Source organism: Paenibacillus sp. cl123 (assembly GCF_900101595.1).
GTDB lineage: Bacteria > Bacillota > Bacilli > Paenibacillales > NBRC-103111 > Paenibacillus_G.
In genome coordinates this window covers 1-26,134 of sequence record NZ_FMYY01000008.1, presented here as the reverse complement: position 1 = coordinate 26,134, position 26,134 = coordinate 1, and the positions used below count along the sequence as shown (strand labels likewise).

The window sequence follows — 26,134 nt, the reverse complement described above, 5'->3', positions numbered from 1 at the left end:
TGCGCTATGCGCAATTCATGTGCAGCTATTATAACATAAACGCCTTGTACGTACAGGATTTCATCCTTTGCCGCCGGAGGCGTTTCCCGCTGTTATCGGCCGGCCGGCTCATCGACAAGCGGGCGGAAGTCTGTTTTTCCCGTGCCTTGTTTGCGTCTGACGCTGTAATATCGCATGCCGGCGGGGACGCCCTTAATCTCAAGAACTCCGTCATAGATCAGCTCTCTCAGCCTGTATTCAAAATATGAATCCCCGATATATTGCTCGCAATACCCCATCGCCTCGCCGATTAAACGGGCTGATTTTAAGAATCCGTTATCGCCCCCGGGCGGTTTAAGCTCGTCCAGCTTCTCCAACAGGTATCGATCATAATATGGTGCGGGCACCTCCAGCACAGCGCCGTCCTGCCAAATACGCAGCGTTCCCGTTTGCTCCGTCATCATGCGCCATTCCCGTACCAGCCTCGCGATAGCAGCGGCGTCCAATTTCCCTTTGCCTTCCAGCCGAGTGACCGCTTCCTGCAGCTTGTCCGAAGGTATCTCTCCCGAGTGCCTGTAGGTAATGAAGGCATCGGGCCGGTTGTACAGCTCCTCGCACATGGCGCAAGCGTCGTTTACTGAAATGGAATTAGTTTTGTTGCGCAGCAGGTAAAGCGCATGTCTCATCCCAGTCTGCTCGCATGCATTGCCGCCGGTCCAAACCATCACCTCCGCCTGTTCCGGAATTTGCTCCACCTTGTCTAAAAGCTCCTTGTATTCCTCTTCGAACGTCGTGTAAGCTTCGATGGCTTCCGTAATATGATCGCGGAACCAATTGCTGCGTGCCTTACGTCCTTCCGGCGAGTCCAGACCGGAGATCGGACCGATGGCGTAATTTTCCCGAAGCGTAATCAGCTTGTGCGTTTCCGCGCAGCCGAGTGCTTTTAGCGCTTGCTTCATGCTGCCCGCAAAGGACTCGCCGACAACGATATGGACATGGGTACAAGTCGGCGCCGGCGACCAGACCTCCTTTTTTTCCTGAAGCCCCATCAGCGCGTCATACAGCTCAATCAGTTCGGAAACCGCCGCTTCGAGCGTTCCCTCCTGCTCCTTCATCAACTTGATTTGCGCCAACATCCATCTCAGATAAGGCTTAAGTTCCCCATCTTCCAAGCTATCGGTTGCCTTTTTAATGGCTACAATATCTTTCCATTCCATTTCCGTCTTAACACCTCCAATAAAAGCATACCTGTGATTGTCCAATTAAGATAGTTATGTTTGACAGAAGGTCTGCGCTTTTTCCATTTACTTCACCTTCCTCTAACGTTATAATGCAATCTTGAACACTCCCTACTTAGCAAAGCTTGAAGTGGCGGATTCTCAGACTACTGCTTCCAACGAAGCAGAGCGTTCAGGTATTTCCTTCGGAGTTAGAGGGGATAAGATGACCAGGGAGAAACTGGAACAAAATCAGATTTGGCTTTATGTCGCGGTGTTGGTGCTAGCATCCGGGCTTGGCTTGTCAGCACCTGAGCTAATGACAACTTTAGATCAACATATCCTTATTTCCGCCGTAATTGCTGTTTTAATGTTTGGCATGTTTACACAGCTTCCTTTTACCTCGTTAAAGGAATCACTTGGAAATCGGCGTTTTATGGGGGCCATCCTGACGGCCAATTATGTGGCGGTGCCGATTGTCGTCTGGCTGTTGTCGCAGTTCCTTCCTCAACAATCTCCTGTATTGCTGGGCGTGTATCTTGTTTTATTGACACCTTGCATAGATTATGTCATTATTTTTACCCATCTTGGCCGCGGCAATGAAAAAGCCATGCTTTTATCAACACCTGTCCTTTTTGTGACGCAAATGCTGTTGTTACCCGCTTATCTGTGGATGTTCATGGGCCGCAAAGCATCGGAGGTTGTGAATCCCGGGCCTTTTGCGGAAGCATTTTTAATCGTCATCCTATTGCCGCTTGTGCTGGCCATCGGATTGCAGCTGCTTTCTTCTAAAGCTCGTCTCAGCGGTCAATTCCTGTTAAATGTCTCAGCATGGATTCCTGTTCCGCTGATGGCCCTTACGCTTTTTATTGTTGTATCATCGCAAATCAGCAAGCTATCCCCCTATTGGGATCTGCTTATCCAAGTTATTCCGATTTATATAGCATTTATGCTCGTCATGCCGTTCATTAGCCGCTTTATCGTCAAATGGTTTCGACTGGACGTGATGTCAGGACGAGCTGTTATATTCAGTTCGGGAACACGTAATTCTCTTGTGGTTCTTCCCCTTGCTCTAGCTTTACCTGAAAATTGGAGCAAACTTGTAGCGGCCATTATTGTAACGCAAACTATTGTCGAGCTTGCAGGAGAGCTTATTTATGTTCGTTTTGTTCCTAATGTGATTCTGCGTGACAAGGGTCATCAGGCGGATTCTGATTAAACAAAAAAAGCCTTCGCAGAGCGGAGGCTTCTTTGGATACGTCGAACCGAGCTTTAGTGAGGGTAAAGCGCTTCGAACTCCACTCCGCACGGTCCCCCTTCGTGATTAATGTCCGTCTCGGCCACACTTCCGTCAGCCCGCAGCAAAGGTCTGTAATGGCTTGCGATCCGCATCGCGGACTGTCCCGCATAATGACAGATAAAGGCGCGGCGGAACCGGTCCTTCGTTTTGTTGCGGAAAGAGCCATGAATCAGATTGCCGTTGAAGAACAGCACATCCCCCTTCTCCATCACCGCAGGAATCGCCTTGGTCCCCTCCGGCACCTTAACCAAATGCTTGGTGAACGATTCCGACTCATCCGCAAGCTCAGGACATACGATCTCATGCTCCTGGGTTTTAGGAACGACCAGCATCCCGCCATTTTCCATATCGGCGCTGTCGACTGCCAGCCACGCCGCGATGCAGTTGCCCGGCTCTACCTTCAAGTAGAAATTATCCTGGTGCAGCGCCTGTCCCCGGGAGCCCGGAGGCTTGTAATAAAACATGCTTTGCGCTGCCAGCGGCTCTTCCTCGAACAAGTCTGTCAGCACATCCAGCACCGGCTCATGCAGCATATAGCGCAATGCCGTCTCGTCGAAGCGATGCGGCTGCATGACCCTGGGATATCGGCTCAGCGGATCGGCGGAAGACGCGTTCAGCACCGGCTCGAAATGTCCGGGGATGAACCGATGGCTGATTTCCTCGAAGGTCCGCTCTATTTCCTCCAGCTCATTAGGACTGTACAATCCCTTCATTATCAAATAACCTTCCGTCACAAATTGCCGCTTCTGTCCATCCGTCAGCGTGCCTGATTTATCGCTCATCTTCATGCCTCCCTCATATTAATGCTATACCCTTACCTCAGCATACGGGAAAAAGGCCGGCTCCTGAAGCAGCAATTCTGCTAACGAGTCATCCGATTCTGCTGCGTCCTGTCGGCAGACCGCCTACTGTTGCGGGATGACAGCCGGATGAACTATGCTGAATCTGTAATACTCCTGCAGGCATCGCCTGTCAGGCTTCACTTATCCGATGACCTAAATGGAGGACTTCATATGAAATCTTTCGACGACCCATCGCGCTATGACGGAAAAGCTTACGGCATTGTCATCTCCGGTCACTTCAATGAGCCCGATACTTATGTGACCAGACGTACAGAAGGAATGAGCGATTGGCTGGTCACTCTCACGCAATCAGGCGCTGGCTACATGCGAACTCCCTCGGGTGAAACGCTCTGCCGCCCGGGAGATGTCGCTCTCCTCTGTCCCGGCGTTCCCCATCAGTACGGCACGGTGCCAGGGGGACGCTGGCAGTTTATGTGGGCTCATTTCTCTCCCCGGCTGATGGAGACAGGACTGCTGCCGGAGGCGGAGGTGCTGCTGCATCATGCGGATGGCATCAATGAATACAAGCGGTTTCACCGCGCCTTCCGCCGGATTATCTCCGACTCGATCGAACGCAGCCCATACTGGCAGGAGCTGTGCGAAATGACCATCCGCGAGATTCTGCTGCTGCTCGCCCAAGCCCTGAACAAGCAGACCGACCCTCGCATCCGCGAGACGCTTCGCTATTTATCGGAGCATATGAAGGAACCGATTAGAATCGATACGCTTGCTCAAAGCGTCAGCCTCTCCCCTTCCAGGCTGTCTCACCTGTTCAAAGCACAGACAGGCTTTACGATTCTCGAAGCCTTGAACCGGATGCGGGTTCAACAGGCGGCGCTTCTGCTGACGCACACCGACCGCACGGCTCTTGAGGTTTCGTTCGATGTCGGATTTCATAATTACAATCATTTTGCCAATCAATTCCGCAAGGTGTTCGGCATCGCTCCCAGCAAGTATAAAGGCGCGAAAAATTAAGCTTGCAATTTCACGGTCGATGAGTTGTAATCATTATAGTTTATATTTATATAAACCATTTTATATTTTGTTAAAATTATTAAGAGGTGAGCAGGGATGGCAGTGAAAGCGACGATGATCGTGGATAAGGATTTTCGGATCGGAGCTGTGGACGATCGGCTGTATGGTTCGTTTATCGAGCATCTGGGAAGGGCGGTATACGGAGGTATCTATGAGCCGGGCCACCCGGATGCCGATGAGCAAGGGTTCCGCCGCGACGTGCTGGAGCTGGTTCGGGAGCTGAGCGTGCCGGTCATCCGGTATCCTGGCGGCAACTTCGTATCCGGCTACCAGTGGGAAGACAGCGTCGGACCTCAGGCGGAGCGGCCTGCAAGGCTTGAGCTGGCATGGCGCGTGCTGGAGACGAATCAATTTGGCTTCAATGAATTCGTGGACTGGACGAAAAAAGCGAATTCCGAGGTGATGATGGCGGTCAATCTGGGTACCCGCGGTATCGACGATGCCCGCAATCTTCTCGAATATAGCAACCATACCGCCGGGACCTATTGGAGCGATCTGCGCCGCAGACACGGCTATGAACAGCCGCATCGTATCAAGACATGGTGCCTTGGCAACGAGATGGACGGCCCTTGGCAGATCGGACATAAGACCGCGCAGGAATATGGGCGGCTGGCGAATGAAACGGCCAAGGCGATGCGTCTTGTTGATCCAGGCATCGAACTGGTCGTCTGCGGCAGTTCCAATTTGAGTATGCCTACCTTTGCCGAGTGGGAAGCGACCGTGCTGGAGCATACATACGAGAACGTCGACTATATGTCCTTGCATCAATATTACGGCAACGCGCAGGACGATACGCCGACTTTCCTGGCGCGATCCGTTCAGATGGACGATTTCATCGGCAAGGTCATCAGCACCTGCGATTATATGAAGGCCAGGAAGCGGAGCCATAAAACGATTCACCTGTCATTTGACGAATGGAATGTCTGGTATCATTCGCACGCGGCGGACCGAAAGCTTGATCCCTGGCAGATCGCTCCCCCTCAGCTGGAGGATGTATACAATCATGAAGACGCGCTCGTCGTCGGCTGCATGCTGATCAGTCTGCTCAAGCATGCCGACCGGGTGAAAATGGCCTGCATGGCTCAGCTGGTCAACGTCATCGCGCCGATCATGACGGAGACCGGCGGAGCTTCCTGGAAGCAAACGATCTTCTACCCTTATCTGCACGCCTCTTTGTTCGGACGCGGCCAATCCCTGGTCCCGCTGATCCAGTCGGATAAATACGATACGAAGGAAATTACCGATGTCCCTTACCTGGAATCGGTCGCGGTTTACCGGGAGGAGCAGGGCGAGATCACCGTATTTGCGGTCAATCGTCATTTGGACCTGCCTCTGCACTTGCAGGTCGATCTGCGCAGCTTCGGCGCGCTTTCTTTGATCGAGCATCTCGTGCTGGAGCATGACGACCTGAAAGCCGTCAATACGCGGGAAAATCCGTATAACGTACAGCCGCATGCAAGCGGCGGAGCCGTCGTGGAGGACGGGACGAAGGTAACGGCTAAGCTGTCTCCGGCCTCCTGGAATGTCATTCGGCTGAAGACGGCAAAAGCTATCTGAGCGGGGCTTGGATTGCTGCCGGCTTAAGATGTGGAGCGAAGCATAGAGGCGGCGGGCTGTACACGCTTCGCATAAAAGGCTGTGTACTCATGCTTCGCACATGTGGAGTGCTGTGCGGAGCTCTATAGGGTATAGCATATGAAGGGGTTTTGAAAACGAAATAAAGCCATCAAGTAATAAGGAGAGCCCTCAGACTATGAGGGCCCTCCTAATGGCAGTTTTAACTATCGCGTTAATTGGCCAATCTTAAAAGCTCTTCGCGAAGTCCGAAATAAGCATCATTCCATCCCATTTTCGCGTAAAAACGTAATCCGATCAATCCATTGTAATATTTTGCCCCAATTATTCTTTCCTTAAAATAAGGAATGGATATCCCAACTTGCTGCTGATAATTTTGGTATTCCTTGATCACATCAAGTTTCTTCAAGTGCCAGTCTAATGTTGCAAGGTCGACAAGAAAATCACCATATTTACTATTAGTATCGATAATACCCGTTATGCGCTGACCATCGGATAGCATATTAAACTGCTGGAAATCACCATGAATAAAATACCGATGAGGTTCATTATAGGTAGTAGAGGCTAATAAACGGTTATAACATTCATCAAACACATCCTTCTCCAAACAAGAAGTTTTGAATAAGCTGTACCACCCCTCCCAGAAAGTACCCGCCTGATCCTCTGCATTAACGGCAAGTACATGTTCCCTCCAAGAGTTATAAGTACCATTCCCGCTCGAATTTATGAATCCATAGCCGTGTGTACGACCTAAATCAACGTGGTTCATTCGAGTTAGAAGTTGAATGACCTCGGGAATCAATTGACGTAGTTGCTCAGGAGAGCAGCTTGCCAGAGGGAGTCCACTGATCTTTTCTGAAATGAGATAGTTAAATGATTTATATTTACCTAGCCCCAAACAAGATGGAAAAGGGATTCCCTGTGTTGTTAAGAGGTCTGAAATAAATCTTTCCGTTTCAAAACTCCCTTCTAACTCATTAAATTTAATAACGTACTCCTTATCAAAAACCGAGAAGGAAAATACAGCGCTTAAATTACCCCCTTCTAATGGCGTTACCCCAATCACATTCGAACCAAAATACTCAGCCAACACAACTTCCACTTCTGGAGTTTCCAACGTTGGTTTTTCGTATGCAGTCATTTTTTTTCGTCCTTTCCTATTTACAATATATGTTGCTTCTCATCTTCATAAATTCTCAGTTACTACTTACTTCTTGCGACTGGAAGCCAGAGCTCATATGATGCATCCATTTTTAGTACTTTGAAAAATTGGGCATTTGCTGCAAGCTCGTATCCATTTGTAAGAAACCACTTTTGTGTTTAACTTTCTCGAAAACATATATTGTAGGATGTAATCCCTTGAGACTTAACGGAAATGATTTTAGTAATCGCAAATGCAATGACGCTGCAACTTGTAAAATTTCATCCCAATTTTCCGTTAGAATGACAGCTTTCCCTTGGGTTTTCATCACGCGAGTAATTTCGGTTAATATTGCTCGATTGATTTCATTTGTTTCTCTTCCAAATGAAATTTGCCTTCCAAATGGCAAGTTTGTCACGACTTTATCAATAGAAGCATCGGCAATAGCTAATTGACGAGCATCCCAATGGGTGACCTCTGCAAAAGTATCCATGAGATTCTCTTTTGCTGCTTTGAATGCCTGATGATTGATATCCCCCCCTCCAATATAGGTAAATGGATAGGATAATCGTTCCCATAAGATTGTGCCCGATCCACAACAAGGGTCAATAAAAATATCCTCTTCTACAGGAGCAGAAAGCCAAACCATTGCATGAGCAACAGTGGGTAATAGTGACCCTGCTGAGAAACCTCTATCAATTTGTCTAAAGCGATAAGATGCATGAGTTAACTTAAGTGAAAAAAGTCCGTAGTGATCTTCAATATCTAATCGAAATTCTGCATCAGCAAGTCGACTCCTACTAAATCTTTTGGAAGGGTAGCGTTTTTTTATTCCTTCCATTGCTGCATTAGCTGCTTCAAATCGGCTATAAGTATGTGATCCTTTACGGCTGGCATTCACATAATAGGATGTCGCTTTTTTTAGGAATGGCTTTAGATTGATACGAGAAACTTGATCGCGCAATTGATGAAGATGTATCCGATGCAATCCAATTTCCAATTCAGAAATAACCAAATATAAATTGTTTGCTAGTCTTAAACTTTTTAGATGTTCAATATCTAGCGTGGTTGTAAAGAATACTTTTCCCCGATTTGTTTTTGTCACCACTATTTCAAAGCATCTGTATTTAATCTCCTCAATCAAAAGATCCTCTAGACCAGGCAACACCGTGGCAAAATAGTTCATTTAAGAAGCCCCTCTCTTAAATAAACATTAGCAACTTCGCCAACTTCGTTCCCGACAATTCCGATATTACTTTTGTCGGATCAACAGGATTAAACTTAGTTAAAATAAAGATCCGATATAATAAAACGAATTGTTGCGAGCATATCTTTGGATAAAAGGATGTGTATGGACATGAATTTACTGAAGCATATGAACGATGCTTTAACCTACATGGAAGAGAACCTCAAAAATGATTAAACTATTCCGCTAAAAAATTGGAAACTCAAACCATATATTGAGCATTTCGTGCCCTAACCCTTAAGGAACGCGCCATCATTATGGCTCAATTGCCGCGTTTACTGCCTCGGAGTACGGTCGTAAAATTCGCTAAAGTTTTATTTCAATCAGCATTGTCAAACAAAGTAATAGTATTCATTCTTGAAGCTCTTTGATTGGAAATTTGTTTAATATAATCCTGTACCTTGTTTCCTACATTAAAATTCCACGATAAATCCAATCGCTGCACTTTCCATTGACTATCTTCAATTTTAATCCCTAATAAATGACTAATTTCTTGCTGTAGTTCAGTGAAAAATGCATCTATATCCGTAGCTTTAATTAATGTAATGTTGTTGCCAAATAAGAATTTGGGGATTGAAAGCTGCAACCTAAGATAGTGATATCCTACATTGTATTTGATGAAGGGTATTCTGTTGTCCGTCAATTTAACCACTTCTTTTAATTCTCCTGTTGATTTATCCAAATAGGTACTTGATTCAGATTTACCAACATGTTTAATAATCTCAGGATTAATAAAGATACTTTCGGCTGCTAACACAACTGTATCAAACATTCAAACACCCCATACCTAGGATTTCAGGACTTGTTCCATATGTTATAGGAACTCCCTGATGGCAGTATTATTGGGAGGGGTGTAATAAAAAATTCAACTGATTAGAATACCCAAAGTGAGAACACTACTGTCAATATCCTTTGAGAAAAATTTCCCATGTATAAAAAGCAAATGATATATAATGCTTATGTATACAATTGTTTTGGAATAAATGTCTTCCAAAATTTACACAATCAATTGATTGGAATAATATAGGTGATATAACATGGAGAGGAGTTCAACATGTAAAGAGCAGAACGAAATACTCCATCTGGATAGAAGCAGAGCAATGGGCTGAAGGCTGGAATGAATCAGATGCTATTTCTGATGTTCTGGTGTCATTTGACGATGGTACTGAATGGATTGCTTCACTTTTTACTTATAGAAACATTGAAACCTTAATTTGCAAAAACAGAATATCTGGAGAGTGCTTAAAGGGTGATTACTTTTGGTCCAGCAATATGATTTTGGTTGCTGAAATTAGTCGCCCAAGAATTGAGGAGTTAGTTAACCATCTATTGATCAATGGAGAATTTTCATCAATCTTCAAGTTAGTTGAGTAAGATTAAAAGTCCAATTTTATCTAATGGAGTTTAAAATACAATGAAAATAATGTGGTGTTGGCGTTGCCAGAGTGACATGCCCATGCTTGATGAAGAATAGTATAGAAGAATTTACAGCCTATTTGGGGAGTGTATGAAAGCCACGAAGGATTTTAGACTGAAATACGGAATCCCCTTGGATAATGCCACAATGCATGAAAGGTTTCATCCATTAAGAATGGAATACGAGAAGATCACTGGTATGCCTGATCTTCACCATAATGCAATTATTCATCATAGAATATCTGATTTTGGTGTGCCTTGTAGTAATTGTGGGAAACCATTTAGGACACCTAATGCAAAGTTCTGTGCTGAGTGTGGAAATAAGGTTAAAGAAGAAGGTGTGCTATGAAAATTATTTTGGATGGAATTATTGATTACATAAATAAAGAAAACACTGATTACGCAATTATGATAACAGGGGATTGGGGTAGTGGAAAAACTTATTTCTGGAGTAAAGCTGCTTCACCTGCAATTGAATCAATCAATATTGATAATGGTAAGCCATATAAAGTGATTTACATTTCGCTTTACGGACTGAAATCAACTGATGAAATCAGCAAGAAGATTTGCATGGAATATTACTCCTCAATGATTAAGAGCAGCAAGTTAAGGGGACTTTTCGATAATAAGTATGGGAAGGCAGTACCTGAGCTTGGAAAAATGTTGCTTAATGTTGGTAAAGCACTCGGGTACAATCCATTAGATGGAGAAATAGCATTAGACTATGATTCACTTTACTCTTTAGAAAATACTGTGCTTTGTTTTGATGACTTAGAAAGATCCCAAATTCCAATATCTGAGGTCCTTGGATACATAAATAATTTTGTTGAACATGATAAGGTAAAATGCATTATTTTATCTAACGAACAAGAGATTCTAGACAGGGAAGTTATGTCAAATATTGAACTTAAGTATATGGTGTCCTCATACATTTTAGCTCATGAAGGAACCTTAACTAATAAGAACCAGAATGAAAGCGATAAATTGTTTAAAGATGGGACAATGTCTGATATTACTAAGGAAGATGTTGTCAGAAATAAGGTCAATGATTTGTTTAGCTTATCGAATGATTACAAAAGAATGAAAGAAAAGTTGATTAGAAAAACGTACAATTTTAAAACAGATACTGAAGAGATAATAAAGGGCATTCTTGAGCGTTATTCATCTGATTTTGGTATTTTTTTATGTAGCAATGAAAATCTGATTAGGGAAACGTTTAACTCCAGTTCATCTTCAAATTTAAGGATTTTAAAGCATGCACTTGATGATTATGAAAAAATATATACAAATTCGATTAGTTTTTGTGAAAAAATTAAGGTACAGCTACTTGAAGCAATGTTAATTTTCACATTAGCATATTCGTTTGAGTTGAAAGCTGGCAAGATAAACACTGATGAATTTATTAAAGCAAAATCGAATACAGATTTTCAATCTTCATTAATAATGGCAGGCATGTTTGAGGATAGAGCACCTACTTTCATTACTAAATTCAACAACAAGTATTTCTCCCAACATGATTATGATTTTAAATTCTTTAAATTTATTGAGGTTTTTATTAGGACAGGATTGTTTGAAGTTAATTTGTTTGTTACAGAAATGAATGAAGAAATAATCAAATATAGTCAAGAAGAGCAGGTTCCTAGTCACCATAAATTAAGAAGATATTGGACTTTATCAAATCAAGAGTTTGACGAAGCAATTAATGAATCGTATGAAAATTATAAACATGGCATGTATCATTTTTCTTTGTATTTTGAAGGATATACCTTATTCAAATTTTTCATCAAAAGAGGATTATTAAAATTAGATGTTGATGTTTTGAAGCAAGAATTTATGTGTGGTCTTGAAAATTCAGTTGAGCACTCACAATACAATGATGACATTGACTATATATTTCATGGTAGCGAAAACGTAAACGATCAAGACATTAATGAGTTCAAATCAAAGATTTATGAAATTAACTCAAGATTGCAATCGAAAAAGTATCAAATTGAATCTGACGACTTATTGAGATTACTTTCAGAATTTAAACTAAGCGAGTTTTATGAGAAACTTGATAATGAATACTATGCTTCGCCAATTTTTACTTATTTTAATGTTGATGAACTATTTAGATTACTACTTCAAATGTCGAATGAGCAAGTAGTATTCATTAGAAAAATTTTCAATAGAAGATATAATTATATAAGAGATGAGTTTGTTCCAGAAGTTTACAACCTAGATCAACTGAATCAACTATTGGGAGAACATATTAATGCTCGTGATAGAAATCTAGGCATAGTGCTTCTTGAAGACTTACATAATACTCTGGGCGATATTCTCAGCAGGTTTGAAAAGCATATGAATAAAGATAAAGCCCCATAATAAAACAATTAGGAGCATTATTAAGCGAATGCCCACCTTGTGGAGTGAGGGAAATAAGTAAGGGATAACTACTAGCCCTGAGGTTAGAAATGAGGCTGCTTTATGCTCAGATTAAAATTTAAGGATTGGATGGAAAGCAAAATCCCTGCGTTGACTGAGAATTTTGTATCTACAGAGTTCATTAAACCTGCCGTTGATGAAAGATTAATAGCCTTGCCCTTTACCAAAGTTCTTCATGAATCTGAAAACTGCTTGGGTCAGTTAGTAGTTTATGAATCAGGAAAAATAGAATATGAGATAGTCAGTATTCTTTCAGGAGACATAATTCTTTGGAAATACTTCGAATACGTGAGTGCGAACCAGAACTTTGATGAGATGTTTGATCAGTATTTTGAAGTACTCTATTCAGGTTTAAAACCAAAATAAAAAATCCCTCTTGCGAGGGAATGAATTAAGCGAATATTACCTACTCCACTGGTTTGTTTACACTGTCTACTCCTCACATGCGGAGTATGTACTCACGCTCCGCACAAAGGGGGCTGCAAAAGTCTGCAGCCCCTTCACGCTTTTAATATCCCAGTCTCTTCTTGCCGAACAGAAAGTATACAGTAAGCCTTTTTCTCCGCCGCAAGCGATGACCCATTAATGACGGTGCAGCCTACTGGCCGTGACGGTCTGCAAATACAGCCATCGCATCCCGCATAAATACCGCCAGTCCTTCGCCAAATTGGTCAATGCTTGCCGTGAACCGCTCGTCATCGACATACATTTGCCCGAGTCCTTTGAAGGCTTGCGGCGGGTAGCTGCCCATCCTGTTCAGCATCGCATACCACTCTCCGATTGCCTCCTGTGCCTGCTCTGAATCTGGCGAAGCAGTGCGCAGCCCGGCCAGCTTCCGGTAAATCTCATTCACAGCCTCCCCCAGGGCTGTCTGCTCGTCCTTGGACATTCCGGCGACCTTTGCATTGGATTTGTCTACAGCTTCATTTCCCCACCGTCTGCGTGCTTCTTCTTCGTATGGATTACGGCTGAAGTCGAAGCCTTTGAACTTTTCTTCGTTGGTCATTGTAATTTCTCCTTTATGATGCTGAATTGTTTTTTCCACCGTTGCGATCATGTCGTCCAGTCGACGCCTCTTTTCGATCAGCAGGCTGCGGTGCAGCTCGAGCGCTTCCCGCCGATTGAAGGATGGATCGCTGACAATATCCTTGATCGCTTTCAGAGAGAATCCGAGCTCACGATAAAATAGGATTTGCTGCAGCATCGCCAAGTTGTCGTCCGAATACAGCCGATAACCGGCCTCTGTCGTCCCATCGGGGACGAGCAGCCCTATTTCGTCATAATGATGCAGCGTTCGAACGCTGATGCCCGTTAGATCTGCAACCTCTCTTACCTTCATCAGATCGGCTGACCTCCTTTCGATACTTACTTTACGGTCTCACGCAACGTGAGAGTCAATACCTTTTTTGATTTATTTGCTAGGCATGCCGTCGGTCATCCCAGCTTCAACATGGCGAGTAAAAGCTGTCCATCCGCCAGGTCCCTGAAATGGTTTCATTACGCCGATTCAGATGTTTTGCAAACCCACAACTGTTACCTTTTATAATGGCAAAAAACCGCCCCATAGGGAGCGGTATGCTTCACACATTAATGGCTTCGCTTTTTCAATCGAGCTATCTTCTTCAACGGAAAGCCGGTCACGTTGGCTATCAACGCCGCATCCAGTCCTTCCGCGATCATTTGTCTGGCCACGGCTTCTTTTCCGATCTCCACGCTCCTCGGGCAGCCTCCCGCTCAATACCTGGGCGATCCAGGCAAAAAATTTCTGTTGGTTCTCCTCCGGCATCCCCACAGCTCCACAAACGCTGGAGAGCAAGAACCGGTACGATGTATCATGCGGGTGATGGATATGCTCCCGGTCTTCCGGAAGCGGCTCGCTTTCGTCCATTCACTCGCCTCCGGTCTTGTTTCCTGATAGCTTTAGTATACCGCCTTTGCTTGCGGGGAACAATCCGACTATGCGTCCGAAGAACGCCATTCTGCTTGAACGGCTCGACTTTCCCTTAGGGCGATCGCTTACCCTCCGCAGAAGTTGTATGCTGCGCGCCCTCACACCTCGCGGCGCAGCACGCGCAGTCCGTAAGGCTCAAGCCGCAGCTCCGCTTCGGCTGTCTCCCCGCTAAGCACATCCGCATAGTCGCGGCCGTCCAGCTTCACAACGCGCTCCGCTCCCGCGAAGTTCAGCACGAATACATAGTCGCTTGTCCCATCCGATCGGACCTGCGCCGTCACCCCTTGCGGCAGCTCCGCCGCCAGCGCGCGGCGGACGCCCGCTTCAGTAGCCAGCGCGCCCAGCAGTGCATCCTGGAACGGCTGCTTCGTACGGCAAGCGACGTAATAAGCTTTCCCGGCTTCGAGGCGGTTGACCGTCAGCGCCGGACGGCCCGCATAATAATCCTGCTCGTACACGGCGAGCGCTGTCGCTCCCTCCAGATGAATCGTCTCGCACAGCTCGATAGCGTCAAACACCCCGTTCAAACCGAGCTCATTACCATCCGACATTCGAATGCCGTTGGCATCGCGGTCATGAAGTCCCTCAATTTCCTCGGCCCAGATGCCAAGCGTCTGCCGAAGCGGACCCGGGAAACCGCCGAGGAAGCATAAGTCGTTCTCATCGACGATGCCCGACCAGTACGTAGCCACAAACGTACCGCCTGCCCGCACAAATGCCTCGATCCGTTCGGCCACGCCGGGACGAACCATATACAGCATCGGCGCCACGAGCAGCTTGTAGCGGGTAAAGTCCTGCTCCATGTCGATCACATCGACCGGTATGCCCCGCTCCCAGAAGGGGCGGTAATACGACAGCACCGTCTCTTCATATTTGATGCCGATGTTGCGGGGACCTTGAGCATCCTGGATCGCCCAGCGGTTCTCCCAATCGAAAATGACCGCCACATCCGCGGACACCCGAGTTCCGGCGACCGCTTCCAGCCCTGCCAGCGCCTCGCCCACCTCCGTCACCTCGCGGAATACCCGCGTATGCTCATGACCGGCATGATCGACCACTGCTCCATGGAACTTCTCGCTGGAGCCGCGGCTCTTGCGCCATTGGAAATATTGCACCGAGTCCGAGCCATGCGCGACCGCCTGCAGCGATGCAAGCAGATGCATGCCCGGACGTTTGCTTTTGCTGACCGGCTGCCAGTTGGTCAAGCTCGGCGTGCTTTCCATCAGCAGGAACGGTTTGCCCTTGATCGAGCGCATAATATCGTGAACCATCGCGATTCGGGCCGCTTGCAAGCTATTGTCCTCCGCATCATGCCAGGTCGGGTAGCTGTCCCAGGAGACGATGTCCAGCACATCGGCGAACTTCCAATAGTTCAAGTCCGCGTACGGCAGATCCATCAAATTCGTCGTCACCGGCAGTCTGTCGGATACAGCCCGGAGCGCCGAAATTTCATGACGGCAGAAGTCAACCGTACGATCCGTCACAAAACGCTTCCAGTCCAGATTGCAGCCATGAACAAATGTTTCTCCGTGCGGCGCCGGGGATTCGATCTGGGACCAATCCGTATACGTATGACTCCAAAACCTCGTCCACCACGCATGATTCAGTGTCTCCAGCGTGCCGTATTTGGCCTTCAGCCATTCGCGGAAGGCGTCCTGACACAAATCGCAGTGGCATTCTCCGTTGTATTCGTTGGAAATATGCCAGCCGATGACGGCTGGATGGTCCGCGTAGCGTTCAGCCAGCTTACGGTTCATGATCGACACCTTCTTCCGGTAAACCGGAGAGGTATAGCAGTGATTGTGGCGGAAGCCGTGCAGATTGCGTACGCGGTTCGCTCCGACACGCAGCACCTCCGGGTATTTCGCCGACATCCAGGCCGGTCTGGCCCCGCTTGGCGTTGCCAGAAACGCATGGATGCCATTATCTGCGAACCGGTCCAGCACCTGATCCAGCCATTCGAAAGCAAACACGCCTTCTTCAGGCTCCAGCGACACCCAGGAAAAAATGCCTACCGACATCACATTGCATGCCGCCAGCTTCATTAAGCGAATATCTTCCTCCAGGACATCGGGATAAGCCAGCCACTGGTCAGGGTTGTAGTCTCCTCCGTGGAGCAGCTTGGCGGGAAGCTTTCTTTCCGTTTCAGTCACCTTGGTCATATTTATCGTATCCTCTCTTTCTCCTGGCTTCCCGTATACATCGCATACCTAAAGAATCAGGCCGCTGGACGGACTGGTTTCCCCGCCCGAAGCGACCTTTACTTTTACCTTCCCTTTACCTTGGGACTTGTATCCTCCCGTAAACGGCGTCTAACGCAGCAGCAAGAGCATCTCCTTCAACTGCTGTTCCCTCAGACCTTCGACCACAAGCTCGGCGATACGCACCGCTCCGCGTTCCTGGAAGTGGGTATTGTCCTCGACACCGCCAGGGAAATTCATAAATTCGCCCGGAGCGCCCCACATCAGAATCGACTTGGTGCCTTCCGGCCCCAGCTCTTCGAATAACCGCTTGCTGCTTGCCGCGAGATCGACGAGCGGCACATTTTCCTCAGCGGCGAGTTCCCGCACCGCCGTCAAGTAGTCTCCATGCGTATCGGTCAACGTGCCGTCCGGCTCAAAATATCGGCGCTGGACGGACGTGATCAGGATCGGATAAGCTTCGCGTTCCCGCGCTCCCTCTATGTACCGCAACAGATGCTCCTTGTAGGTTGTAAACGGGTCGGTATGCCGCTCCTCGTCCGGCTTCTGATCATTATGGCCGAATTGGATCATCAGGATGTCATGAGGCTTGATTGCGGCCCAGATTTTATCCAAATGCCCTTCTTGAATAAAGCTTTTGGAGCTTCTCCCCGACAACGCAAAGTTCGCAATTGCCGCGTCATGCTTGAATAAATAGGGCAGCATCTGCCCCCAGCCCGCATAAGGATAGCCGTCAGCCGGCTGGTCCGTCACCGTAGAATCGCCTGCCAGAAATAGGGTGCGCACCTGCGGGGCGGCCACAATCTCCAGCGCATTGATGCGCGGCGCGAGACCCGAGAATGCCAGCTCCAGCCGGCCGCCGGTTACCCATACCGAGAAGCTGTAACGGATAAACTGTCCGGCCGACGTACGCAGTCTGCGGACCATCAGCCGGCCGCAGCCCGCCTTGATCGTCGTCTCGGTTGGCACAATAGCGTCGCCGATCAGCGCATGCACCGTGTACACACCGTCCGGCACGTCCACCCGGAACACGGCATCGAGCGGAATGCAGAAGTCGCGGCGAAGCGCCTCCGGCTCCCCCCGGTCCTTTGCTGCGATCCGCGAATGCTCCTGCCGGACAAAGCCGTAGCCGAGCGCGGCATCATACCACGCGTCGGCTCTTAACTTGCTATAACCTTCTCCGGACTCTCCGGTTCCAAAGTCGAACTTCAGCTGATTGATCATCAGGAAGCATCCCCTTGTCTTCTCTAATCCTGGTCTTCTCTAATCCTGGTCTTCTCTAATCCTGGTCTTCTCTAATCCAGGTCTTCTTCCAGCCGCCAATCGCCACTCCGTCTCGTTCCGCCTCTTACCAGTCCCGTTTCTTCAGCAGCGACGACAGGAACGTCAATCCGAGCCCTTGGCCCCAGCCCTGAATACGTTTCACCGGCACGCCTTTATAACCGGCCGCGTCGCGCATGACAGCCGTTCCGGCGGATACGCCTGTGAAAGTGCCGTCCGCCGTGATCCGGGCGAGCAAAGCTGGGATGGCGCGGTTCACATATTTGTTGTACAGTCCGCCTGTGCTGAGCAGCGCGGCGGCGATGCCGGCCGATCCGGATGTCTCGGTATAAGAGGTCGGGTCGGTCAGCACCGTATGCCACAAGCCGTCTTCTCCTTGCAAGCGAACGAGAGCGGCCAATTGATCGCGCAGCGAACCTTCGATGATCATGAAGGACGGATGCGTCACATGGACCAGTTGAAGCGCGCGCGCCATCGTAATCGCCGCCCATGAATTGCCCCGCGCCCAGTAAATGCCGGACATATGATTTTGTGCGATGTTGTCCCAACCATGATAATACAAGTTTGTTACGGAATCCTGCAAGAAATGTTCATGTCCGTGATACTGCTTGATGCCGTCCTCGAAATAATCTTCGCGGTTCAGCAGCGATCCGATCCGAACCAGGAAGTATCCGGCCATGAACATCGTGTCCACCCAAGCTTGTTCCGGAAAATTATAGGTCTCGGAATTGACTGTGTGCTGGAAGATGCCATCCGCGAACCGCTCGGCGTCATTTTTCAAAAAATCCGCCATCTGAATGGCGATATCGATATATTTCTCGTCACCGGTTACCTTGTACAACGTCAGCAGCGAATGGCCGATCGACACCGCATTCACGGATAGTTTCGGCAGACCGTCTTCCAGCTGCTCGTCGATCCAAGCCTTCAACAGCTCGATATATGCTTCGTTACCTGTAGCTTCATAGGCTTCCGTAACGCCGTAGAACGCTACGCCGCCGGGCCAATCCCAGCTGTAATCCATATTGAACGTGCGGCGGACCACACGGTCGATCGTTTCGTGAATTTCATTCGGGTCAAATACTAATGCCGGCATAGCTATAAATCCCCTCTCCATCATGATCAGTCTTAGCCTTTAAGTCCGCTGGTGCTGATGCCCTCAACGATATATTTTTGGAAGATAAAAAATACGATGACAATCGGGAGCAGCGATACCGTCGACATGGCGAACATCCCGCCCCAGTTATTGATGGATTCGGCGTCCAGGAACAGCTTGAGCGCAAGCGACATCGGATACAGCTCCGGACGGTTCAGATACAGCAGCGGGTTGATGAAGTCGTCCCAGCGCCAGTAAAACGAGAAAATCGTCGACGTAATCAGCGCAGGCACGATCATCGGCAGGATGATCCGGAAAAATATGCCGTAGCGGCTGCAGCCGTCCATCTTGGCAGCCTCGTCCATCTCCTTGGGGATCGTGCGGATAAACTGCACGATCAGGAACACGAAGAACGGCGTTGCGAAAAACTGCGGAACGAGAATCGGCTTGAACGAGCCGAGCCAGCCCAGCTTGGCGAACATTACGTATTGCGAGATCATCGTGACATCATGTGGCAGCATCATCGTCACCATCATGCAGCCGAACCAGAAGCCTCTGCCCCAGAACGAGATCCGGGCGAAGCTGTAGCCGACCAGCGCAGAGGAGATCACCGCTCCGATCGTCGAAACGATCGAGATGATCAGCGAATTTTTCAGGAACGTGGCGAAGGTGGTGCCGGCGAAGCCTTTCCAGCCCGTCACGTAGTTACCCAATTCCAGCTTGCTCGGAATCAGGCTGTAAGCCGTGGAGAAAATCTCATCGTTGGGCTTAAGCGAGCTTGCGACAAGCCACAAAATCGGATACAGCATCAGGAGAGCGAGTCCGCCTACAAAGACATGATAGCCGACTCTCTTGATGGCCCGCTTCGGTAAAGCCGATGTGCGTACGCCTGCCGTTTGATTAGCTGCCTGCTGCATGGCCATATTAGTTATCTCCTTTCGACTCGTAGTGGACCCAGAGCGTTGAGGTTTTGAAGATCACGAGCGTGACGATTCCGATAATGATCAGCATCGTCCAAGCCATGGCCGATGCGTAGCCCATATCGAAGAACGAAAACGCCTGGCGGTACAGATACAAGGAATACAGCAAAGTATTGTCAAGCGGTCCGCCTTCGCCGCGCGAGATGATGTACGCCGGCGTGAATGTCATGAAGGCCGAGATCAGCTGCATAATCAGGTTGAAGAAAATAATCGGGCTGAGCAGCGGAAGCGTAATTTTGAAAAATTGCCGGAAGCCGTTCGCCCCGTCTACACTCGCCGCCTCATAGTAGGAGGCCGGGATGTTTTTCAGACCCGCAAGGAAGATAAGCATCGACGATCCGAACTGCCAGACGGACAGTGCGATCAAAGTCCACAGTGCCGTATCCGGGCTGCCGATCCAGGACTTGGTCACTTCGATGCCCATGGTGCCGAGAAACGAGTTCAGCAAACCTTTGTCCCCGAAAATTTGCTGCCACATGATCGAGACAGCCACGCTGCCGCCAATCAAAGAAGGCAAGTAATAGGCGGAGCGGTATGCCCCGATGCCCCGGATCGCCTTGTTGAGCAGCATCGCGACGATCAGCGCAAACGCCAGACGCAGCGGCACACTGCCAAACACGTAAGTAAAGGTGACTTGAAACGACTTCATAATCTTGTCGTCTTCGAAGAACATCTTGTGATAATTGTCCAGCCCGATCCAACGGGGCGTTTCCATCATGTTATAATCCGTGAACGAATAATAAAGGGAAGTGATCATCGGGTATAGCGTAAAAATTAAAAATCCGATGATGAACGGTGCGGCGAACACGTATCCGGTCAGGTGGTCGTTGTCCCTCAATCTTAGCTTCATCTTGTTCAACCCCTATGCCTTAATGGTATAGCTTCATTATGCAGGATAGCGGTCGCCCGCAGAAGGCAAAAAACCGTTCATTTTGTTCAAAAAGCAGACAATGCTGGCACATTTCCAACCCATCCGGCGCTGCCCGAACCGACCGTCCGTCCGGACGCGCCAAGGGCCGGAACCGCTCTGCGGCCCCGGCCCTGGCTTGTGCCGACGAAGGGATTACTTCTTGTTTTTAGCCAGGATCGCATTCGCTTCCTTGCGGAATTTCGCGGCTGCGTCCTCGACGGTAATTTTCTTGTACAGAATTTGCTCGCTCGTATCCTTCAGCAGCTTCTCAACCTCGATCGAGCCGATCGGGTTAGGAGGATCCATATCGCTGCTGTTCTGCTCGGCCCAGGTAACATAGTCGAACACCTTCGCTTCATTCGCAGACAACATTGGCTTCAGCGCTTCCTTCACCTTGGAGGATACAGGTACGCCCCGCTCGCCTTTGATGACTTTGTTCGCTTCGATGTCATTGATCCAGAAGTTAATGAACTTCGCCGCTTCTTCCTGCTGCTTGGAGCCGCTCGTAATCGACCAGTACATGCTTGGCTTCAGGAACAGGCCTGCTTTTTGATTCGGACCCGGGAGCGGCTGCAGCTCCAGATCGCGTTTCGCCAAGTTTGCCAGACCCAGGAACTGGTTAGACCAGCCGTTCGTGGAGATGGAGTTGCCCATAACCATTTCATCGTCTTCCGGCGTGCCTTTCTTTTGCGCTTCTTTATCCAGGCTCAGCAGGTAACCGGCGTCATACCATTTTTGGTAGCGCTTGAAGTATTCAATGAACGGCTTGTCGTCCGGATAAGCCAGCGAAGCGCCGTCAGCGCTGTACATTTTTTGGCCCTGCGTCCGCAGGAAATACGGGAAGAATACGTCATGACGGTAACCGCCCATGATTTTGCCCGCCGCTTTAGCTTGGGCAGCCATCTTCTCCATATCGTCCCACGTCCAGTTTTTCGACGGAAGCGCGATGCCCGCTTTCTTCAGCATCTCGAAGTCCATCGTTGATTGGAGCGCATTGACGCCCAGGTTCATTGCGACGAGCTTATCGCCGACTTTGCCGCCGGACAGCGCCGAAGCGCTGACGTCCGCTACGTTCAGCAAGCCATTTTTGGTGAACGGCGTCAGATCGACCAGCTGGTTGCGGCCGCCGTATTGGGTCAAGTAGGAGATATCCATCTGGATGATATCCGGCAGCTGGTTTGCCGCCGCTTGCGGGGCTAGCTTTTTCCAGTAATCGTCGAAGGTCGCGTATTCCGCTTCGATATCGACATTCGGATTCGCCTTCTCATACATCTCGATGACCTTGAGCGTGTAGTCATGTCTTGCTTGACCGCCCCACCAGGCGATGCGGAGCTTAACCGGATCGGCCGGTTTGGAAGCCGCCGGCGCAGGCGTCTTGGCATCGGTGCCTGCTGCGGGGGTGGTGGTGTCCGTTTTCGTTCCGCCGCCGCATGCCGCCGCCGTGAACAGAACCGAAAGGGACAATACTGCAGATAACGCTTTCTTCATCGTAGTTCCTCCCCTTATATCAACCATCTTTGTCGTTAGCGCTTACAAGCTTATTATGCCCGATTCGCATCTCTTTTTTAATTCAATTATCCGGTCTGTTTGTTCAATTTTCAGTGCTATCTGCCGGGTATGCGGTCCCGGAATTCCGTCTCATCGGCGCAGACGAGGGAAGGGGCCTGCAGCGGCCCCTCGTTCCTTACCTTTTACGTTAGCTCTCTACTTCTCCCGGTTGTTCAAATGCCACAGCCATTCCGCAAGCATTCGTCAGGCTTTGGTATATTCCGAAGGCGTGCAGCCGACGATTTTCTTGAACACCTGACTGAAATATTGCGGATTATCGCCAAAGCCCAGCTGCTCCGCAAGCTCGAATATTTTCATATCGCTGCGCTGATCCAGCAGCTCGGTCGCTTTTTTGATCCGGGCTTTCATGACAAAATTCGAGAACTTCTCATCCGTCTCCTTTTTGAACAGCTTGCCCAAATAATCGGCATTCATATAAAGCAATTGATGAGCTACCCAATTCAGCGACAGCTCCGGATTGCCCAACTGCTCCTCGATGATGCCAATTACCTTCTGCACGATCGCCGAATGCTTGCTTTTGTTCTGCTCATATTGACGCATCGTAATCTCATGAGCTGCCTCCTTCAGGAACGACTGCATCGTAAGCAGAGTGTCGATCTCGGCCAGCTGGACAAGCTTCCCCATGTAAGCGTTGATCCTCTCTGCGTCCGCCAGGCGGATAATGGCCATGAACAGCTGAATCACGTAAGACTTCACCGTGTAGACGCCGGCGCGCTGCTCAACGGCCTTGGCGAAGAAGTCATCGATCTGGCCGCTCGCATCATCCCATCGCCCTGCCTTCACCATCAGCAGCAGCTGCTCCTCGTCAAATATAAACTCCTCGGCCGGTTTATGGTCGGGACCGGTCAAATCCCGCTTCGTAATCAGGCTGCCTTCCCCGAGATAGAAGCGGTGCTGCAAGCATTCCAGCGTTTCTTTGTACAACGCGCGGGCGGTCGTGATGTCCCCGGCTTCGCTCAGCGCGATCGTCAGATCGATTTTGTAGTAGCCACGGAAAGTTTCCCGGATGCGGTGCATCATCTCATGAAGCTCCTGAAGCGGCGCATCATCCTCCACGGCAATAATGACATGATCGCCGATCGTTGAGCTGAGCAGCGTTTTGGGAAGAATATCGCCCGCTATATTTTTGACTGCGAACAAATGCTCGAATTCGAAGCTGCCCTCCAACTGGAACAAAATGAGCCTGACGCGGCTCGTCGCCAGATCCAGATCGAACAGCTTGCGATAATAAGCCCAATCATGCGCGCCGTACGTTTTATTCGTCACAAATTCCTTGAGGAATTGTTCCTTCACATGGGGAAGCACCTTGGCGAGCCCTTCCCTCATTTGACTGACGAACTCCTCACGCTCCACCGACTGGCGCAGCTCTTCCGCCACATCCTTCAGCGCCTCGACAATTTTGCTTTCATTGCACGGCTTCAGCAGATAGTGCTTCACGCCATACTGCATCGCCGTCCGGGCATACTCAAACTCGTTGAAGCCCGACAGCATAATCAGCTTGATATGGGGATGCAGCTCATGAACCTTGGCTGCCAGCTGCAGTCCGTCCATGGCCGGCATGCGAATATCGCTGATAATAATATCCGGCTTGTGCTCCTCGATCGCATCAAGCGCTTCCAATCCGTTGCGCGCCGTGCCGACCAGCTCCGTGCCCGCAGCCTTCCATTCTACAACCGCCGATATCCCCTCCAAAATAATTCGTTCATCGTCCACCAGCAGCACCTTATGCATGGGAACACCCTCTCTCGTATGGTAGTCTGACCGTCACTCTGGTTCCCTTGTGCGGCTCGCTGTCCAAGGTTAAGCCATATGCCTCGCCAAATGAAATGACGATTCTCTCTTCGATATTGCGCAGGCCTATCCCGCTGCCGCGACGCATTTCCCCTCGGCGCACCTTCTCGAGCAGCTCGGCGTCCATGCCCGGCCCGTCATCCTCGATTGTCACGATCAATGACTCCTGCTCCCGGACAGCAGCAAGCCGGATACGGCACGGCTCGATTTTGGGCTCCAGCGCATAATTGATGGCATTCTCAATGAGCGGCTGCAGCGAAAGCTTCGGGATACAGCAGCCCTTCAGCTCCTCCGGCACCTCCATATGAAAGTCCAGCCGTTCCTCGAAACGAAATTTCTGAATCGTCACATAGTGGCCTACGATCTCCAGCTCCTCGCGCAGCGGGATAAGCGAGGCCTTCATGCTGATGGAGCTTCGCAGCAAAAATCCGAGCGATTCCACCATCTTCGAGATGACCGGCTGATGATTGACCTTGGCCAGCCAATTGATCGATTCCAGTGTATTGTACATAAAGTGCGGATTGATCTGCGCCTGCAGCGCCTTGAACTGCGTTTCCTTGATCGTCAGCTGCTTGGCGTAATTTTCCGTAATCAGTTCATTAATCTGCTGCACCATAATGCGGAATGAACGGTTCAGATGTCCGACCTCATCCATGGACTGCAACGTGCCGGCCTCTCCCGTATCCCATTCGATCTGACTGAAGTTCCCCATCTGCACCTGCTTCATTCGTCCGATCAGAGATTCCATGGGCTTCGTGATGCTCCGGGCAAAGCTGATCGCCAGCGCCAGCACGGCGAGCAAACTGCCGATGAAGACGAACAGCAAAATGTTTTTCATCCAAATAATTTGCCTGAATATGCTCTCGAAAGGAATCAGGCTCGTGTAAGTCCAATTCGTATACGAGGATTGCACGCGTGTATTAAAATATTGCCGTCCGTTCATTTCCTGGACCAGATAGTGATCCGAACCCGACTGCCGGACGGCAGTTGTCAGAGGCACCCGGTCCAGCGGGTACACGATCGTCTCTCCCGCCGTGATGACGAGTTCTCCGTTTTTGAGCTCCGTTCCGGTAAGCACATCGTTGACGATCCGGTCCAGACGGACGCGGATCAGCAGTGTCCCCAGCTTGCTCAGCTCCAAATTGCGATAAGACCGAATTTGCCTCGCGGCGATCAGCGTTTCCTCCGTATTCTTCGGATAGCTCCACACATTATCTCCTGACGCATTGTCGGCTGAACGGATAACGTCTGCCCCAGATCCTTCGGCAGTCGGACGGTTCAGTCCCGCGCGCGTCACATGTCCGGAGAAATCAATAACCTCCACCGAATAAATGTTCTTCTCATAGCCGGCATATTGAACGAGACGATCATTGAGATCCGAGCGGAGCCGCAGCAGCTCATAGCTGGGCGTGTCGGGCTTCATGGCCTGGAGGAAGCTCTGAATCTCCGCATCCGTCGCCACATTGAACGACAGTCGCTCGATCCGCCGGAGCTCTTCCTCCACCCCGTTGGAAGACAGATTCAGCACTTGGGAGGATTTGGCGTACAGCTGCTCGTCATAGATCGAATACACATACTGCAAGGCAAAATAAGTGATCAGGAAACAAAACGTCATGATCAGCGAAATGAGCGCAAACATCTTATGCTTGATTCTGAGATTTCCGAATGCCTGCCTAAGCGATAAGAAAAATCGCATCCGATCCGCCACCTTTTCCAATTGCTGCACCTGGGTTCATGTTACTACATCTTATGACCATCTTACCAGCTTGTACGTACCCATTTCTACCGGTCGTCGCTCCTGCCAAATTTCTGTAAATAAGAAAAACCTAGCCTGCGGCTAGGTCCTTGTCTGAACCCATACTTTCGAGCATGGGGAGGGAATTGGATATGGGCTTCCAACCGCTGTTAAAGTCGTGTTCTTTGAATGTATGAAGTGGTATGAACACGACTTTAAAGGCGGCCGCTATCGCTTTTCCACCCCATATCCATTCCCTTTCTTCTACTTTGTGCTTTCTTCTACTTTGTGCTTTCTTCTACTTCTCTAGAGCCGATCCTCTCTTCAATCCGGTACTCGTATCCATGAACTCCCTTGTAATATTCCGGGTACATTTCCCCCTCACATGCTTCGCATGAAAACTGCGGCGGCACTTCTGGTTCTCCATCGTCCATCATGTCAAAATCTC

At 49.1% G+C, this 26,134-nt stretch carries 22 protein-coding genes; 7 read left to right on the top strand and 15 right to left on the bottom strand.

Translation table 11 applies throughout. The annotated features are described in order from the left end of the window. Positions 1–92 precede the first annotated feature (92 nt). Complete coding sequence (locus BLR08_RS15095) at positions 93–1,196, bottom strand: DUF1835 domain-containing protein (RefSeq protein WP_256257681.1); 1,104 nt, start codon at positions 1,194–1,196, stop codon at positions 93–95. A gap of 226 nt (positions 1,197–1,422) precedes the next feature. Between BLR08_RS15095 and BLR08_RS15090 the strand changes: the two genes are divergently transcribed. Continuing rightward, a complete protein-coding gene (locus BLR08_RS15090; protein ID WP_072332409.1) occupies positions 1,423–2,415 on the top strand; it encodes an arsenic resistance protein in 993 nt (330 codons plus the stop codon). A 53-nt stretch (positions 2,416–2,468) separates the two neighbouring features. Here BLR08_RS15090 and BLR08_RS15085 read toward each other — a convergent pair whose 3' ends face one another. Then, a complete protein-coding gene (locus BLR08_RS15085) occupies positions 2,469–3,278 on the bottom strand; it encodes a phytanoyl-CoA dioxygenase family protein (RefSeq protein ID WP_072332412.1) in 810 nt (269 codons plus the stop codon). Between the two features lie 231 nt (positions 3,279–3,509). Between BLR08_RS15085 and BLR08_RS15080 the strand changes: the two genes are divergently transcribed. Together BLR08_RS15080 and BLR08_RS15075 are read left to right on the top strand one after the other, a co-directional pair. Beyond that, entirely contained in the window at positions 3,510–4,313 is an 804-nt protein-coding gene (locus BLR08_RS15080) for a helix-turn-helix domain-containing protein (RefSeq protein WP_072332415.1), read from the top strand. A gap of 96 nt (positions 4,314–4,409) precedes the next feature. Next, a complete protein-coding gene (locus BLR08_RS15075; RefSeq protein ID WP_072332418.1) occupies positions 4,410–5,930 on the top strand; it encodes an arabinosylfuranosidase ArfA in 1,521 nt (506 codons plus the stop codon). 232 nt (positions 5,931–6,162) lie between these two features. Here the strand turns inward: BLR08_RS15075 and BLR08_RS15070 are convergent, their stop codons facing one another. The 3 genes from BLR08_RS15070 to BLR08_RS15060 all read right to left on the bottom strand — a co-directional run bounded on the left by BLR08_RS15070 (position 6,163) and on the right by BLR08_RS15060 (position 9,107). Next, positions 6,163–7,089, bottom strand: coding sequence for a phosphotransferase family protein (locus tag BLR08_RS15070; protein ID WP_072332421.1), 927 nt, complete (start codon positions 7,087–7,089; stop codon positions 6,163–6,165). 112 nt (positions 7,090–7,201) lie between these two features. Continuing rightward, the gene (locus BLR08_RS15065) at positions 7,202–8,275 is read right to left on the bottom strand and encodes a methyltransferase (RefSeq protein ID WP_072332424.1); all 1,074 of its coding nucleotides are present in this window, start codon (positions 8,273–8,275) and stop codon (positions 7,202–7,204) included. A gap of 379 nt (positions 8,276–8,654) precedes the next feature. Then, positions 8,655–9,107, bottom strand: coding sequence for a hypothetical protein (locus BLR08_RS15060; protein ID WP_072332427.1), 453 nt, complete (start codon positions 9,105–9,107; stop codon positions 8,655–8,657). A gap of 197 nt (positions 9,108–9,304) precedes the next feature. On the opposite strand from BLR08_RS15060, the gene BLR08_RS15055 reads away from it, so the two are divergent. The 4 genes from BLR08_RS15055 to BLR08_RS15040 all read left to right on the top strand — a co-directional run bounded on the left by BLR08_RS15055 (position 9,305) and on the right by BLR08_RS15040 (position 12,541). After that, positions 9,305–9,709 (top strand): hypothetical protein, encoded by a 405-nt coding sequence (locus BLR08_RS15055; RefSeq protein WP_218131574.1) that lies wholly within the window; start codon positions 9,305–9,307, stop codon positions 9,707–9,709. 133 nt (positions 9,710–9,842) lie between these two features. Beyond that, complete coding sequence (locus BLR08_RS15050; protein WP_218131573.1) at positions 9,843–10,100, top strand: zinc ribbon domain-containing protein; 258 nt, start codon at positions 9,843–9,845, stop codon at positions 10,098–10,100. Continuing rightward, complete coding sequence (locus BLR08_RS15045) at positions 10,097–12,115, top strand: P-loop NTPase fold protein (protein ID WP_072332430.1); 2,019 nt, start codon at positions 10,097–10,099, stop codon at positions 12,113–12,115. Before BLR08_RS15050 ends, BLR08_RS15045 begins: the two co-directional genes overlap by 4 nt. A gap of 102 nt (positions 12,116–12,217) precedes the next feature. Further along, on the top strand, positions 12,218–12,541 hold the full coding sequence (locus BLR08_RS15040) for a hypothetical protein (protein WP_072332433.1): 324 nt from the start codon (positions 12,218–12,220) through the stop codon (positions 12,539–12,541). A gap of 232 nt (positions 12,542–12,773) precedes the next feature. On the opposite strand, the gene BLR08_RS15035 is transcribed toward BLR08_RS15040, so the two are convergent. The 10 genes from BLR08_RS15035 to BLR08_RS14995 form a co-directional block, all read right to left on the bottom strand. After that, on the bottom strand, positions 12,774–13,514 hold the full coding sequence (locus BLR08_RS15035; RefSeq protein WP_072332436.1) for a MerR family transcriptional regulator: 741 nt from the start codon (positions 13,512–13,514) through the stop codon (positions 12,774–12,776). A gap of 201 nt (positions 13,515–13,715) precedes the next feature. Beyond that, entirely contained in the window at positions 13,716–14,063 is a 348-nt protein-coding gene (locus tag BLR08_RS30675; RefSeq protein ID WP_143014387.1) for a hypothetical protein, read from the bottom strand. A gap of 161 nt (positions 14,064–14,224) precedes the next feature. Continuing rightward, entirely contained in the window at positions 14,225–16,288 is a 2,064-nt protein-coding gene (locus BLR08_RS15030; RefSeq protein ID WP_072332439.1) for a beta-galactosidase, read from the bottom strand. A 150-nt stretch (positions 16,289–16,438) separates the two neighbouring features. Continuing rightward, complete coding sequence (locus tag BLR08_RS15025; RefSeq protein ID WP_072332442.1) at positions 16,439–17,551, bottom strand: rhamnogalacturonan acetylesterase; 1,113 nt, start codon at positions 17,549–17,551, stop codon at positions 16,439–16,441. Between the two features lie 124 nt (positions 17,552–17,675). Next, complete coding sequence (locus BLR08_RS15020; protein ID WP_072332445.1) at positions 17,676–18,701, bottom strand: glycoside hydrolase family 88/105 protein; 1,026 nt, start codon at positions 18,699–18,701, stop codon at positions 17,676–17,678. Positions 18,702–18,733: 32 nt separating this feature from the next. Beyond that, positions 18,734–19,510: a carbohydrate ABC transporter permease gene (locus BLR08_RS15015; RefSeq protein WP_256257685.1), complete on the bottom strand. Its 777-nt coding sequence runs from the start codon at positions 19,508–19,510 to the stop codon at positions 18,734–18,736. Between the two features lie 115 nt (positions 19,511–19,625). After that, positions 19,626–20,531: a carbohydrate ABC transporter permease gene (locus BLR08_RS15010; RefSeq protein ID WP_072332451.1), complete on the bottom strand. Its 906-nt coding sequence runs from the start codon at positions 20,529–20,531 to the stop codon at positions 19,626–19,628. Positions 20,532–20,744: 213 nt separating this feature from the next. Beyond that, a complete protein-coding gene (locus BLR08_RS15005) occupies positions 20,745–22,079 on the bottom strand; it encodes an ABC transporter substrate-binding protein (RefSeq protein WP_072332454.1) in 1,335 nt (444 codons plus the stop codon). Between the two features lie 264 nt (positions 22,080–22,343). After that, positions 22,344–23,891 (bottom strand): response regulator, encoded by a 1,548-nt coding sequence (locus BLR08_RS15000; RefSeq protein WP_072332457.1) that lies wholly within the window; start codon positions 23,889–23,891, stop codon positions 22,344–22,346. Then, the gene (locus BLR08_RS14995; protein ID WP_072332460.1) at positions 23,884–25,647 is read right to left on the bottom strand and encodes a sensor histidine kinase; all 1,764 of its coding nucleotides are present in this window, start codon (positions 25,645–25,647) and stop codon (positions 23,884–23,886) included. Before BLR08_RS14995 ends, BLR08_RS15000 begins: the two co-directional genes overlap by 8 nt. Between the last annotated feature and the right edge of the window lie 487 nt (positions 25,648–26,134).